13 protein-coding genes are annotated in these 13,303 nt (G+C 61.7%); 10 read left to right on the forward strand and 3 right to left on the reverse strand.

Annotated elements, in window-relative coordinates:
• The first annotated feature begins 372 nt into the window (after positions 1–372).
• The 4 genes from nrdH to nrdF all read left to right on the forward strand — a co-directional run bounded on the left by nrdH (position 373) and on the right by nrdF (position 4,397).
• A complete protein-coding gene (gene nrdH / locus ABIE35_RS05805) occupies positions 373–615 on the forward strand; it encodes a glutaredoxin-like protein NrdH (RefSeq protein WP_011775022.1) in 243 nt (80 codons plus the stop codon).
• Positions 616–677: 62 nt separating this feature from the next.
• Positions 678–1,148, forward strand: coding sequence for a class Ib ribonucleoside-diphosphate reductase assembly flavoprotein NrdI (gene nrdI, locus ABIE35_RS05810; protein ID WP_354513184.1), 471 nt, complete (start codon positions 678–680; stop codon positions 1,146–1,148).
• A gap of 11 nt (positions 1,149–1,159) precedes the next feature.
• Positions 1,160–3,301, forward strand: a complete 2,142-nt coding sequence (gene nrdE, locus ABIE35_RS05815) for a class 1b ribonucleoside-diphosphate reductase subunit alpha (protein WP_354513826.1) — start codon at positions 1,160–1,162, stop codon at positions 3,299–3,301.
• A 121-nt stretch (positions 3,302–3,422) separates the two neighbouring features.
• Positions 3,423–4,397 carry a class 1b ribonucleoside-diphosphate reductase subunit beta gene (gene nrdF / locus ABIE35_RS05820; protein ID WP_011775019.1) on the forward strand — a complete coding sequence of 325 codons (975 nt, stop codon included), beginning with the start codon at positions 3,423–3,425 and terminating at the stop codon, positions 4,395–4,397.
• A 64-nt stretch (positions 4,398–4,461) separates the two neighbouring features.
• Here the strand turns inward: nrdF and ABIE35_RS05825 are convergent, their stop codons facing one another.
• On the reverse strand, positions 4,462–5,838 hold the full coding sequence (locus ABIE35_RS05825) for an HNH endonuclease (protein ID WP_354513186.1): 1,377 nt from the start codon (positions 5,836–5,838) through the stop codon (positions 4,462–4,464).
• 128 nt (positions 5,839–5,966) lie between these two features.
• Between ABIE35_RS05825 and ABIE35_RS05830 the strand changes: the two genes are divergently transcribed.
• Positions 5,967–6,941: a dienelactone hydrolase family protein gene (locus tag ABIE35_RS05830; protein ID WP_354513188.1), complete on the forward strand. Its 975-nt coding sequence runs from the start codon at positions 5,967–5,969 to the stop codon at positions 6,939–6,941.
• 18 nt (positions 6,942–6,959) lie between these two features.
• Here ABIE35_RS05830 and ABIE35_RS05835 read toward each other — a convergent pair whose 3' ends face one another.
• The gene (locus ABIE35_RS05835; protein ID WP_354513190.1) at positions 6,960–8,048 is read right to left on the reverse strand and encodes a PDDEXK nuclease domain-containing protein; all 1,089 of its coding nucleotides are present in this window, start codon (positions 8,046–8,048) and stop codon (positions 6,960–6,962) included.
• A gap of 60 nt (positions 8,049–8,108) precedes the next feature.
• Between ABIE35_RS05835 and ABIE35_RS05840 the strand changes: the two genes are divergently transcribed.
• Complete coding sequence (locus ABIE35_RS05840; protein WP_354513192.1) at positions 8,109–8,600, forward strand: DNA alkylation repair protein; 492 nt, start codon at positions 8,109–8,111, stop codon at positions 8,598–8,600.
• A gap of 67 nt (positions 8,601–8,667) precedes the next feature.
• Positions 8,668–10,170 (forward strand): FAD-dependent oxidoreductase, encoded by a 1,503-nt coding sequence (locus ABIE35_RS05845; RefSeq protein ID WP_354513194.1) that lies wholly within the window; start codon positions 8,668–8,670, stop codon positions 10,168–10,170.
• On the opposite strand, the gene ABIE35_RS05850 is transcribed toward ABIE35_RS05845, so the two are convergent.
• The gene (locus ABIE35_RS05850; protein WP_354513196.1) at positions 10,167–11,138 is read right to left on the reverse strand and encodes a hypothetical protein; all 972 of its coding nucleotides are present in this window, start codon (positions 11,136–11,138) and stop codon (positions 10,167–10,169) included. The genes ABIE35_RS05845 and ABIE35_RS05850 overlap by 4 nt on opposite strands.
• A gap of 80 nt (positions 11,139–11,218) precedes the next feature.
• Between ABIE35_RS05850 and ABIE35_RS05855 the strand changes: the two genes are divergently transcribed.
• The 3 genes from ABIE35_RS05855 to ABIE35_RS05865 are packed head-to-tail and all read left to right on the forward strand — an operon-like array spanning position 11,219 to position 13,288.
• A complete protein-coding gene (locus ABIE35_RS05855) occupies positions 11,219–11,707 on the forward strand; it encodes a DedA family protein (protein ID WP_354513198.1) in 489 nt (162 codons plus the stop codon).
• A gap of 31 nt (positions 11,708–11,738) precedes the next feature.
• Complete coding sequence (locus tag ABIE35_RS05860) at positions 11,739–12,542, forward strand: thioesterase family protein (RefSeq protein WP_354513200.1); 804 nt, start codon at positions 11,739–11,741, stop codon at positions 12,540–12,542.
• Positions 12,542–13,288: a lipoate--protein ligase family protein gene (locus ABIE35_RS05865; RefSeq protein ID WP_354513202.1), complete on the forward strand. Its 747-nt coding sequence runs from the start codon at positions 12,542–12,544 to the stop codon at positions 13,286–13,288. Before ABIE35_RS05860 ends, ABIE35_RS05865 begins: the two co-directional genes overlap by 1 nt.
• Positions 13,289–13,303: the final 15 nt, after the last annotated feature.

Consider the following 13,303-nt stretch of genomic DNA (forward strand, 5'->3'; position numbering starts at 1 on the left):
GCCACATTTTCAAAGTGTCACGACACGCCGTATCCCGGCGACACGCTGGAGATTAAATGTGGCTAAGTAGTCCACAGGGTGTGGATGACATCTCTCAATTTGGCGGAATCACGGACATTTTGAGGGCCCTCGCCTGTGGACGAGCGGTGGATTGAATGACATACTTGTAATACATCATCTTGGGGTTCCAGTTCGACGCTTGCACTACATGTAGTATCGATTTACGGATTGAGCGGGAAACCAGCACAAGACAAAATCAGAGCGTGTTGGCTGTCACGGCAGCCCGCGGGCCGGTATCGGATTCAGTAGCTAGTTCCGGTTGAGCCCGCCAGATACGAAGAGCGACAGACTTCAACTAAGGGGACAGGGATCATGACCGTAACGGTTTACACCAAGCCGGCCTGTGTTCAGTGCAACGCAACCTACCGGGCACTCGACAAGAAGGGCATTGCCTACCAGAGTGTCGACATCTCCCAGGATGCCGAGGCCCTCGAGCGCCTCAAGGCACTGGGTTACATGCAGGCTCCGGTTGTCGTTACCGAGCAGGACCACTGGTCTGGTTTCCGCCCGGACAAAATCGAGGAACTGGCCCAGGCCGTTTCCTCCGTGGCCTAAGTTTCATTCAAACTTCGCCACTACAGCACACTAAGAATTCCTATGTAGTCGAGGTGACTCCCATGGCACCGCTGGCAGCGGCACCCGTACGCGATGCTGCGGAAGCTGTGACCACGAGGAGTCACCTCATCTACTTTTCCTCGACCTCCGAGAACACCAAACGATTCGTCCAGAAACTGGGTATGGATGCAGCGCGCATCCCGCTATACGCCCAGGATGCCCCGCTTCGAGCCCTCGAGCCCTTCGTCCTCGTACTGCCCACTTACGGCGGAACAAACGGCGAAGGTTCCGTGCCGAAGCAAGTCATCAGATTTCTCAACGATCCCGGGAACAGGGAACTGATCCGGGGTGTTATCGGAGCAGGGAACACCAATTTCGCGGACAACTACTGCGCGGCGGGGGACATCATCTCCGTCAAGTGCAAGGTGCCGCATCTTTATAAATTTGAACTCATGGGGACGCCGGAAGACGTTCAGCGGGTCAACGAAGGGCTGGAAAAGTTTTGGACACAACTGTCGCAGAAACAGAAGTAACCGGGGGCGCTGTGGACACGGTCAAGAAGCCGCTGCCTGAGGCTTTCAAGGGCTTGGGTTATCACGAGCTCAACGCCATGCTGAACCTGTATGGCCCCAACGGCGAGATCCAGTTCGAAGCTGACCGTGAAGCTGCGCACCAGTACTTCCTGCAGCACGTGAACAACAACACGGTGTTCTTCCACGACCTGGAAGAGAAGCTCGATTACCTGGTGAAGAACCAGTACTACGAGCGCGAGACCCTCGACCAGTACACGATGAACTTCATCCGCGACCTCTTCAACCGCGCGTACAAGAAGAAGTTCCGCTTCGAGACCTTCCTCGGTGCCTTCAAGTTCTACACGTCCTACACGCTGAAGACTTTTGACGGCAAGCGTTTCCTGGAGCGTTACGAAGACCGCGTCTGCATGGTTGCCCTGCACCTGGCACGCGGCGACGAAGACCTGGCCAACCGCCTCGTCGATGAGATCATCGATGGCCGCTTCCAGCCGGCTACCCCTACGTTCCTCAATGCCGGCAAGGCTCAGCGCGGCGAGCTCGTCTCCTGCTTCCTGCTCCGCATCGAAGACAACATGGAGTCGATCGCCCGCGCCATCAACTCCGCGCTCCAGCTCTCCAAGCGTGGCGGCGGTGTGGCTCTTTCGCTCACCAACATCCGTGAGCACGGTGCCCCGATCAAGCAGATCGAAAACCAGTCCTCCGGCGTCATCCCCGTGATGAAGCTTCTTGAAGACAGCTTCTCCTACGCCAACCAGCTCGGTGCCCGCCAGGGTGCCGGTGCCGTGTACCTGCACGCCCACCACCCGGACATCCACCGCTTCCTGGACACCAAGCGTGAGAACGCTGACGAGAAGATCCGTATCAAGACGCTCTCCTTGGGTGTTGTGGTTCCGGACATCACGTTCGAGCTCGCCAAGAAGAACGAGGACATGTACCTCTTCTCCCCGTACGACGTCGAGAAGGTCTACGGTGTCCCGTTCTCCGATATTTCGGTGACCGAGAAGTACTACGAGATGGTTGACGATTCTAGGATCAAGAAGACCAAGATCAGTGCCCGCGAGTTCTTCCAGACCCTCGCGGAGATCCAGTTCGAGTCCGGTTACCCGTACATCATGTTCGAGGACACCGTGAACCGGGCCAACCCGATCGACGGCAAGATCACCATGAGCAACCTCTGCTCGGAGATCCTCCAGGTTTCCTCGCCGTCCATCTACGCCGAGGACCTCAGCTACGAGACCGTAGGCAAGGACATTTCCTGCAACCTCGGTTCCATGAACATCGCCAAGACCATGGATTCGCCGGACTTCGGGCTCTCCATCGAGACGTCCATCCGCGCCCTCAGCGCTGTGTCGGACATGTCGTACATCAACTCGGTACCGTCGATCGCACAGGGCAACGCCCAGAGCCACGCGATTGGCCTTGGCCAGATGAACCTGCACGGTTACCTGGCCCGCGAGCACGTCCACTACGGTTCCGAAGAGGGCCTGGACTTCACCAACATCTACTTCTACACGGTGCTGTTCCACGCTCTGCGCGCCTCCAACCGCCTCGCCATCGAGACCGGCCAGAAGTTCGGCGGCTTCGAGAAGTCCACCTACGCATCAGGTGAGTTCTTCGACAAGTACACCGAGCAGGCATGGGTTCCGGAAACGGACCGAGTCAAGGAGCTCTTCGCCGGCCACCACATCCCCACCCAGGATGACTGGCGCGAGCTGAAGGCTTCCGTCATGGAGCACGGTATCTACAACCAGAACCTGCAGGCCGTGCCGCCTACAGGATCCATCAGCTACATCAACAACTCCACGTCCTCCATCCACCCGGTGGCCGCCAAGATTGAAATCCGCAAGGAAGGCAAGATCGGCCGCGTCTACTACCCGGCTCCGTACCTGACCAACGACAACCTGGAGTACTACCAGGATGCCTACGAAATCGGCTACGAGAAGATCATCGACACCTACGCCGCTGCCACGCAGCACGTGGACCAGGGCCTGTCCCTGACGCTGTTCTTCAAGGACACCGCCACCACGCGCGACATCAACAAGGCGCAGATCTACGCATGGCGCAAGGGCATCAAGACCCTCTACTACATCCGTCTCCGCCAGCTCGCGCTGGAGGGCACGGAGGTGGAAGGCTGCGTCAGCTGCATGCTGTAATCAATCTTATCGGTTGATTAATTGCGGCTCTGGCTGCACTCAAAACTAAAGAGCACGACGGCGGGTTTCCACCCGCCGTCGTAGGCTTATCTCAAGAAAACCATCGCTTTAAGGGGATGAAATGACCGAAAAGGTCAAGCTGCTGACACACGTCGAGGCCATCAACTGGAACAAGATCCAGGACGATAAGGACGTGGAAGTCTGGAACCGGCTGGTCAACAACTTCTGGCTCCCGGAGAAGGTGCCGCTGTCCAACGACGTCCAGTCGTGGCACACCCTGACGCCGGATGAGCAGCAGCTCACCATGCGCGTTTTCACCGGCCTCACCCTGCTGGACACCATCCAGGGCACGGTCGGCGCCGTTTCGCTGATCCCGGATGCGATCACCCCGCACGAAGAGGCTGTGTACACCAACATTGCCTTCATGGAGTCGGTGCACGCCAAGTCCTACTCGTCCATCTTCTCCACCCTGTGCTCCACCAAGGAGATTGACGACGCTTTCCGCTGGTCCCTCGAAAACGAGAACCTGCAGAAGAAAGCCCAGATCGTGATGGATTACTACCAGGGCGACGATCCCCTGAAGCGCAAGGTTGCCTCCACGCTGCTGGAGAGCTTCCTGTTCTACTCGGGCTTCTACCTGCCCATGTACTGGTCCTCGCGCGCCAAGCTCACGAACACGGCCGACCTCATCCGCCTCATCATCCGTGACGAGGCCGTGCATGGCTACTACATCGGCTACAAGTTCCAGAAGGGTCTGGAGAAGGTTTCCGAGGCCCGCAAGCAGGAAATCAAGGATTACACCTTCGAGCTGCTCTTCGAGCTGTACGAAAACGAAGTCCAGTACACCCACGACCTCTATGACGGAGTCGGCCTGGCCGAAGACGTCAAGAAGTTCCTGCACTACAACGCCAACAAGGCGCTCATGAACCTCGGCTACGAGGCCATGTTCCCGGCGTCCGTTACCGACGTGAACCCGGCCATCCTGTCGGCCCTGTCCCCGAACGCTGACGAGAACCACGACTTCTTCTCCGGCTCCGGCTCCTCCTACGTGATTGGCAAGGCAGTCAACACGGAGGATGAGGACTGGGAGTTCTAAGCAGCAGTTGTTTTTATTGAGGGCGGGCAGCGAGCAATCGCTGTCCGCCTTTCTTGTGTCTGCATCATGTTCTGGTGGGTCGGTGTCCGGGGAGTGGTGGGGCTTTGGAGTGGTAGGTGTGTCCGGTGGGTGTGGTGATGTGCAGGGTGTGGGTGGCTGCGGGCAGGGCTGTGGCGGTCCAGCCGGGGTTTTCTTTGGTGTGGTTGCACGCTTCGCAAAGCCCTGCGCCGTTGGCGAGGGTGGTGGTTCCGCCGGAGTGCCAGGGCACGATGTGGTCGATGTGCCGGATGGGCGCGTCGCAGTACGGGGTCCGGCAGGTGTGGTCCCGGGCTTGGATGAATCGCCGGTGTCGGGGTGGGAAGAGGCGTGCTGTGGAGTCCATGGCCAGCAGTTCCCCGCTCCCGGGCGCGGTGTAGAGCCGCCGGACCCAGACCGCGAAGTCCTGCTCTTCGTCGGCCCGTGCTTTGGTCCCGGCCCCGGCGAGGGGTTCTTCTACGCCGATCAGGGTTCGGGCCCACTCCGCGGGGACGATGCCGTAGCCGTGGAGCCTGGCCGGTTCACTGTCGCCTTGGAACAGGGTCCGGTCGGTCATGACGAGCTGGAGTTCAACACCGGCGACCCCGCCGGGTGTGCCGGTGAGGCGTTCGGCCAGGGTGTCGGCCATGACCTGCCCGCGGCCCCGGGGATCCCCACTGGAACGGGCCGCATCAGCGGCCCGGGTCAACGCCGCATAGGCGGCCACCCCTTGGGCGACCGGCAGCAGCGCGGTCAGATAAGTCATGGTGTCCGGCGCCGGGCGCAGACTCACCGACCGTTCCGTCGCGGCGTGGCTGGCCCGTTGCGCCACCGACCGTGGATCACGACGGTACGCGGCCGCTTTCACCGCAGCGACCAGGGCCCGGTCACCGAAACCCTCGAAAGTCCCGGTATCAGGGGCAAGTTCGGCATCCACCGCAGCCCGGTCCTCCACCGACAAACACGCTGTTTCCTTCACCAGCAGCGTCGCCCGCCACTCATTCAACTGGCCCTTGCTCAGCGCCGCCAGAGTGCGCGGCATCTCCATCACCAAGGCCTTCGCCAAGCCCAACAACCTCGCTCCCCGGTTGGGGGATTCCCGCCGCGCCAACGCCACCTGCGCCCCCACGCCCTTGCCACGCTCCGCCGCGGGCACCCCAGCCCCGGCCTGCTCAGCCCGCTGCGCCAAATCAAACGCCACAGCAATCTGCGCCTGCAAACCGGAGATAGCCGACTTCATCTCCTCCAACACCCTCAACTGACTAATCAAATCGCCGCTGACAGTGCCGGACTGAACTGAACCAGGCCGAACCGAACTGCCGGGCCGAACTGAACTCCCAGACCGGCCCACGCCCCGGGAAACAGCAAGAAGCGGCACAGCAGACACCCCCGCCGTCTCCGCCTGCCCTTCCCGGATCTGCTCCATGCCCCAACTCTCCCAGGAGGCACCGACATTATTGGAGATGGTTCCGGCAAGACTGTGGCTGAACCATCCCGCCCTTGTTCGCGTCTTCTCGTCAGGGGAAGATATTCGACATCGCCGGGAGGATCGCCATGGTGCAGCTGGAGAAGTTCGAAAAGTACTTGATCGAAGAGTTCTATGATGACTATCGCTCGGGGGACATGTCGCACAAGACCTTCACCAGGCGGGTGGCGTTCATCATGGGAAGCATGACTGCGGCTGCGGCGGCCATGACCCTGGTTGGCTGTACTCCGGACGAGGTACCCCGAACCACGGACCCTATGCCAACACCAACGCCTACCTCGTCGGCCACATCAACGGGAGGTTCCACCACCGCCGTCCCCAATGCCAAGAGCCCACTGTCCGTTCCGGAAGGTGCTGCGGGACTGGCAACGGCGACAGTGAAGTTCGACTCCAACGGGACCGAAATCAGCGGCTACCTGGCCCGGCCGGAGGGGAGCCAAAGAGGTCCTGGAGTCTTGATCTGCCACGAAAACCGCGGCCTCACCCCGCATATCCAGGACGTTGCCCGTCGCTTCGCCAAGGAAGGCTACGTAGCGCTGGCCCTGGACCTCCTCAGCAGGGAGGGCGGCACGTCGACCATGGATCCCGACGCCGTTCCCGGCGCGCTCACGCAGGCTGGTGCGCAGAGACACGTGGCCGACTTCAAAGCCGCCTTCGACTATCTCAACGGCCAGGACTTCGTCGAAGAGGGCCGGATCGCCATGATTGGCTTCTGCTTCGGCGGCGGCATCACGTGGCAGGCGAGCACCGAGATCCAAGGTCTCAAAGCCACCTCCGCGTTCTACGGTCCGGCACCGGACCTGACCAAGGTTCCCACCATCAAACCGGCGGTCTTTGGTGTCTACGCCGAGAATGACGCCCGCATCACCGGCGCTATGCCCCAACTCCAGGAAGCCTTGGACGCCACGACGGTCAAGCACCAACTCAAGGTCTACCCCGGAGTAGACCATGCGTTCCACAACGACACCGGTGAGCGCTATGTGGAGGCCCAAGCTACAGCAGCATGGAACGACACCTTGGCGTGGTTCAAGGACAACGTCTAGGCCCCGGCACGCGGGAACTCACCCCTGCAACCGCGCCGCCTCACTCGCCAGCTCGGCCTCCAGGGTTTCGATGCTCGGCAAGCTCGCCACCAACTCGTCGGGGAGTGAGTCCGCGAGGGATGTCTTCCACTCCGCAATGCCCACGGGAGCGTTGAACCCACGCAATGCGTACTCGGCCACCACGCTGTTTTTCTCCTTGCACAGCAGTAATCCGATAGTCGGTTTGTCGTCGGGGTGCGCCATGAGGTCGTCCACTGCTGCCATGTACATACCCAGTTGCCCAAGGAACCCCGGTTCAAACTTCACAGCCTTGAGTTCGATCACCATGTAGCAGCGCAACTTCAGGTGATAGAAGAGGAGGTCCGCAAAGAACTCGTCTCCGGCGATCTCCAAGCGCACCTGCTCACCAACGAAAGCGAAGCCTTGGCCCAGCTCCAACAGGAACTTCTCCACATGTTTCACCAACTGCAGCTCCAGGTCCCGTTCGGTGTGCCGGTCAGTCATGGACAAAAAGTCAAAAACGTACGGGTCTTTCGTTGCCTGCTGTGCGAGGTCCGAGTCTGCAGGGATCATCGTGGAGGCAAAGTTGGTGATGGCCTGCCCCGTTCGCTCGTGCAAGCGCGTTGAGATCTGGTGGGTCAAAACGTTGCGTGACCAGCCGTGTTGGGCAGCCGCCGCTGCGTACCAAAGGCGCGTGGCGGCGTCGTCGAGCTTTTCCAGCAGTGCGATCTGGTGATACCAGGGCAATGTTGCAAGCGGCGCTTGCAACATTGGGAAGTCAGGCCAAGCCAGGGCGAAGCTCTTCATGTACCGAAGGTTCCTGGGGGAGAAGCCTTTCGCTTCCGGGAACCTGGTCCTGATGTCGGCAGACAACCGGGTCACTACTTTGGCGCCCCAGCCCTGCTCGGACTCACGTTCGGCGAGCTGCCGGCCGATGCTCCAATAGGAATTCAATAACTCGCTGTTGGCCGCTGCCACCGCCCTGGTCCTGCCAACGCGGACCTCTTGGGCCACAGTGTGAAGCAAAGTGGGATACCAGTCGGGCATGGACGAAGCAGCGGGGACACCCGGAAAAGATGCTTCGGTGGCGAGCTCTTGGGACGGCATGGTGCTCCTGTCGGTTGCTGTTGTCATCACGCTAGGGGGAGGCACTGACAAAATAGTGGGGTGAGCGAAGCCGGTGAATTCATGGACCACACCCTGCAGATGGAATCCACGTGGGAGAAAGCTGCGGAGGCCAGTGAACGTCTGGGCGGGACCCTGAAGGTGTATGGCGCGTCCGTGGGCGCGGTGCGGGGAACGGTCCGGGATGCGCTGAAGCGGTATAAGAATCTCAACCATGACGACGTCACTGCCTTGAGTTCGGAGCTCTACGCGGAACCGGTCTTTGAACGGCGCCTCGCCGCAGTGGTCCTGCTGCAGACCAAGGTAGGCGTGCTGGTCAACACCGATCTCACCCGTATTGAAGGTTTCATCAGGCAAGCCGGGACCCGGGAACTGGTGGATCCCCTTGCCAGGGATGTTGTCCGCCCGTTGGTGGCACGGCTGGAGGGACTCGCCAAGGAACGTGCCGAACGCGTCCTGGAGCGTTGGGCTGGAGATCCGGACCCCGGGCTTCGGCACGCCGCGGCTTTGGCGGCAGGCACCGCCACCCCTTGATAAGCACCAGCGACCCGCCTAGCGTTTCCCTCACCACATGCCATTGAGGTGAGAGGCAGGCTGATCGATGAAATCGCTCTGGTTGGACCGGGAGATGCGCTTCACCTCCGACCACATCCCTGAGGAAAAGCACTTCGACACCATAGTGGTGGGCGCCGGGCTCACTGGAATGGTGACGGCCTTGCTGTTGTCCCGGTCAGGCCAGCGTGTGGTGGTCTTCGAGGCCAGAACGCTGGGTGCCGTGACCACCGGCAACACCACCGGGAAACTGAGCCTCTTGCAAGGCGGTGTGCTGTCCGCCCTGCGGAGCCAGTACTCACTGAGGGTGGTGCAGGCCTACGTGGAGGCCAACAAGTCCGGTCAGGCCTGGCTCGCGCAGTACATGGAGCAGCAGGGCACTCCGTTCCAGCGCCGCACTGCGGTGACGTTCGCAACCACGGACGACGGCGGCCAGCGGCTTCGCAAGGAGGCTGCGGTTTCACGGGACTTAGGTTTGGACGTCCACTTCAGCCGTGATGCCGGCCTGCCGTTCCCCGTAGTGGAGGCGCTGGAGCTCGAGAACCAAGTCCAGATCAACCCCATGGACGTGCTGGAAACCCTCGCCAGGGACCTCCGCGGGCATGGCGGCATGATCGTTGAGGACATGCAAGTGCAGAACGTAGGCTCGAAGCAGCCCGTGGAAGTCTTCACGCCCAAGGGCACCTTCACAGCGGACACCGTGGTGCTGGCTACGGGGACTCCGATCCTGGATCGTGGCCTGTACTTTGCCAAGCTTGAGCCTAACCGGTCCTATGCAGCGGCGCTGAAGGTACCGGGCGACATACCTCAGGGCATGTATCTGTCCATCGATTCACCCACCCGGTCCCAACGCACTCAACCCACTCCCGAGGGCGAATTGCTCCTGGTGGGCGGCTACGGGCATGCGGGTGGCCGGGCCGCGTCGCCGCAGTCGCACGTGGATGACCTGCTCGGATGGGCAACAAAGCACTACCCTGGCGCTGAAGTCACACATACGTGGTCTGCCCAGGACTACCGGGCCACCAATCTCATGCCCTTCTTTGGCAAACTTCCCCGCGGACACGGACGGATCTTTTTTGGCACGGGCTATAACAAATGGGGGATGAGCAACGGGGTGGCGGCAGCACGGTCCATCACCTCGGACATTCTGGGAGGCCAGTCCGATTGGGCAACCGTCATCCATCATCGCGTCACCTCGCCGAAAGGCGCGGTTGAAGGTGTCCGTCACAATGCGGACGTTGCCCGGCGGATGATCGAGGACACAGCCAAGGTCAGGAAGAACCCCGAGATCACCGACGAAACCCGCCCACCGGAGGGGACAGGCGTCGTCGGGTTGTACAAGGGTGAGCCAGCGGCCGTGTCAACTGTGGAAGGGAAGGTCTGCAAGGTCTCCGCCACGTGCACGCACCTGGGCGGCCTCCTGAGCTGGAACGACGCCGAGAAGTCCTGGGATTGTCCGCTTCACGGCTCCCGCTTCACACCAGAGGGCAAGTACTTGGAGGGGCCCGCCACCCGTCCCCTGGAAAAGTCCGTCGGCAGGAAAGAGAACTAGCCCAGCCGGTCCACGCGCCGCTGGGCTTGGTCTGCAGCGCGTCGTTTTTGGGCAGCCTCCCTGACTGAACGTTTCTTCAGGGATTCCGCCGCCTCAGTGTCCCTGGTCAGGCCAATAAGTTCCGCTTCCAGCGAGGACAGGCGTTTTTTGGCGTCCTCAATGTCGGACTTCAGGCGTGTTCGGCGTGCTGAGAGTTCGTTGACGACATCCCAGGCTGAGGATGCCGTCGCTTCGGCCTCCGAGGCCTCCTGGTCTGCGGCATCGAACTCTTCTTGAGCTACCTTCAACGCTGCCCGTTGCTTGGCGGCCCGGCGATCCGCCAACGACGTAGCCTCTTCTTCCGGTGGCTTTTTCTTCGGTGCCGCGGCTTTGGGGAGAGACGCCTCTTTGGTTCGGGACGCAGCCTCCTTCTTTGGCGCCGGCTTCGCGGCGACCTCCTGTTCGGGGACAATAAGGTCCCCGGGTGCGGCCGCAGCCACCGCACCTGTGAGGTCCACTGCCTCAAAGCCGCTGCCGCTGAGCCCCCTCACCAGCCGGCCTGTGCCGACGACGGCGGCCGCGCCGGCGTCGGCCATGGCGGCCCGCAGCGTTTGTTCCACGTCGGCTGCTGCCGCAGCACTGAGGGGCGTCCCCAGCTCGGTGGCAAGATCCTTTGCGGCATGCACGGCCGAAGTCAGGTGCCCCTGCCGCTGCTGTCCGAGCTCACGAAACGCTTCCGCGTCTCCCTCCTCCTGGGCGGTTCTGAGCGCAACGCCAAAACGCACGACGCCGTCAATCACCTCAGGCTTGTGAACGGACAGCATGTTGATGGCCCAGGCGCCGCCGGTGGGCTTGGGCAGGCCGGCGATCTCCTTGGCCAAGTCCTTGTCACCGTCATCCTTGGCTTTGCGGGCCAAGGTGGTTCGTTCAGTAGTGAAGTCTCGGGGCGGCACGGCATACAGCTCTTGGGCGGCATCGCGGAGATCCATGGACTCATCCTAGGGTTTCCTTCGCCCGGGCCGCCGGATCGAATCCTCAATGAACCGCTGCTTAGGGTAGCCTAAGTCGAGTGGATCAGATCATGAGCTTGCCCTTCGGCGTCGCCCTCGCGGCGCTCTTTGCGATTGTCATGATCCGGGTCAACGTCACGTACTGGATCGGACGGGGTGCCGTGGCCGGTTTCGCCCATACCCGCTTCGGTAGATCCTTGGAGCGTCCCAAAGCAGCCCGTGCCCAAGTCCTCATCCAGCGGTGGGGACCGTACGCCGTCGTACTTTCCTTCCTGACCATCGGCCTGCAGACGGCCATCAACCTTGCAGCAGGTGCTGCCCGAATGCCGCTTCGCAGATACCTGCCCGCTGCGATTGCCGGTTCGCTCGTGTGGGCGCTGCTTTATGCCACCATCGGGCTGGCAGCCCTGGAGGCATGGCTTGCAGTTGCGGCGGCATCGCCCGTGGGAGCCGGGCTGGGGGTTGTGGCCTTGACCGTCGTCATCGTCTGGGTAGTGGTGGTCCGCAAGCGTCGTTCTGCGGCTAAATCAGCGGATACAGTGGTCTGAGTTCTACTGCTGGATCGGCGAAAGGCTCGGGTTGACTACTGCATTACCGGAACTGGCGGATGGCGATTTCTACTACGAATCGTTGGGCCAGGGCCGTTACAGGTCCACTATCCATGCCCAAGGTGCGTGGAATCCGCATGAGCAGCATATGGCCCCGGCGTCGGGCATCATGGCTGATGCCCTTGCAAGGCATGAGCCCCGGGACGATGTCCGCATGGCGAGGATCAGTTACGAAATCCTGGGGCTGATTCCCGGCGGCGAGTTCCAGGTCACCACCTCAACGCTGCGCCCGGGCCGGACCATCGAGCTCATACAAGCCGAGCTCTCAGCTGGAGGCCGTGTAGCCATTCGTGCCGCTGCGTGGCGCATGGTGACCAGCGATACCAGTGCCGTAGCAGCTGTTGAGGACGAGCCCATGCCGGCCCCCGACGAATGCAAGCCGTGGGAGGGTGCAAGCGTGTGGCCTGGTGGCTACATCCGTTCCCTGGAAATGCGTTTGGCGGAGGGCCACCGGCCTGGATCAGGCAAGGTGTGGATCCGCACCTCGCATCCTCTGACCGATCACGACGACAGCTCCGATCTTGCACGGTTGATGGGTCTGGTGGACACCGCCAATGGCATCGCTGCCAGGGTCCATCCGGGGGAAAACAGCTACATTTTTCCCAACGTTGACCTCCAGATCCACATGTACCGGGCGCCGTCCGGTGAATGGCTGGGCCTGGACAACAAGGTCTCGTTCGGAGCCGACGGCATTGGCCTGACTTCCACGGTCCTCCACGACATCAACGGGCCGTTCGGCAGGGCCGAACAGATCCTGACGTTGAGGAAGAGCTGATGCGGGCCGAAGCAGCCACGGCGCAGCTCACTGCTTACCGCCAGCAGGAATCCATGGGTGCTGCAAAAGACCTCGATTTTGCTTTGGAGCTTTTGCAGCGAGCCCGCAGCGGGCAGTTGGGCCCCTCGCTTCGCCTGTACCGTCCGCAGCCAACTGTGGCGTTCGGACAGCGGGATGCGAACCTCCCTGGCTTTCCCGGGGCGGCGGAAGCGTGCAGGAAGCTGGGTTTCGAACCCCTGATCCGGAAAGCCGGGGGACGCGCGGCTGCCTATCACCAGGGGACGTTGGTCATTGACCACATTGAGCCGCATCCGGACGCGATCGTGCGTGCCAAGGCCCGGTTTTCGGAGTTCGGTGAGTTGCTGGCAGGCGCGCTTCGCAGCGTCGGTGTCCACGCTGCCGTCGGCGAGATCCCCGGGGAGTACTGCCCTGGTGAGTTCAGCGTCCACGGCGAGGACCCTGACTTTCCCGCCCACAGCATCAAACTGATCGGCACCGCCCAGCGGGTAGTCTCCGGTGGCTGGCTCTTCAGCTCCGTGATTGTGGTGGAAGACTCCAAGCCGATCCGTGACGTCTTGACGGCCAGCTACGCCGAGTTGGGCCTTGACTGGGATCCTGCAACCGCCGGCGCCGCCAACGACCTGCTGCCCCACCTGGATGTCAAGACCGTGGAGGATGCCGTCATCGAGGCCTACCGCGGGTACGCGGACGTCGTCGACGGCGACTTCCGGAGCCTGGTGGGCTAGGGACGCAAGCCCCTG

The sequence above is a fragment of the Paenarthrobacter sp. 4246 genome (assembly GCF_040546855.1).
Taxonomy (GTDB): Bacteria; Actinomycetota; Actinomycetes; order Actinomycetales; family Micrococcaceae; genus Arthrobacter.

Coding starts and splice junctions, on each gene's coding strand:
- nrdH (WP_011775022.1), top strand. CDS start 373: ATGACCGTAACGGTTTACACCAAGCCGGCCTGTGTTCAGTGCAACGCA.
- nrdI (WP_354513184.1), top strand. CDS start 678: ATGGCACCGCTGGCAGCGGCACCCGTACGCGATGCTGCGGAAGCTGTG.
- nrdF (WP_011775019.1), top strand. CDS start 3,423: ATGACCGAAAAGGTCAAGCTGCTGACACACGTCGAGGCCATCAACTGG.
- ABIE35_RS05825 (WP_354513186.1), bottom strand. CDS start 5,838: ATGGAGCAGATCCGGGAAGGGCAGGCGGAGACGGCGGGGGTGTCTGCT.
- ABIE35_RS05830 (WP_354513188.1), top strand. CDS start 5,967: ATGGTGCAGCTGGAGAAGTTCGAAAAGTACTTGATCGAAGAGTTCTAT.
- ABIE35_RS05835 (WP_354513190.1), bottom strand. CDS start 8,048: ATGCCGTCCCAAGAGCTCGCCACCGAAGCATCTTTTCCGGGTGTCCCC.
- ABIE35_RS05845 (WP_354513194.1), top strand. CDS start 8,668: ATGAAATCGCTCTGGTTGGACCGGGAGATGCGCTTCACCTCCGACCAC.
- ABIE35_RS05850 (WP_354513196.1), bottom strand. CDS start 11,138: ATGGATCTCCGCGATGCCGCCCAAGAGCTGTATGCCGTGCCGCCCCGA.
- ABIE35_RS05865 (WP_354513202.1), top strand. CDS start 12,542: ATGCGGGCCGAAGCAGCCACGGCGCAGCTCACTGCTTACCGCCAGCAG.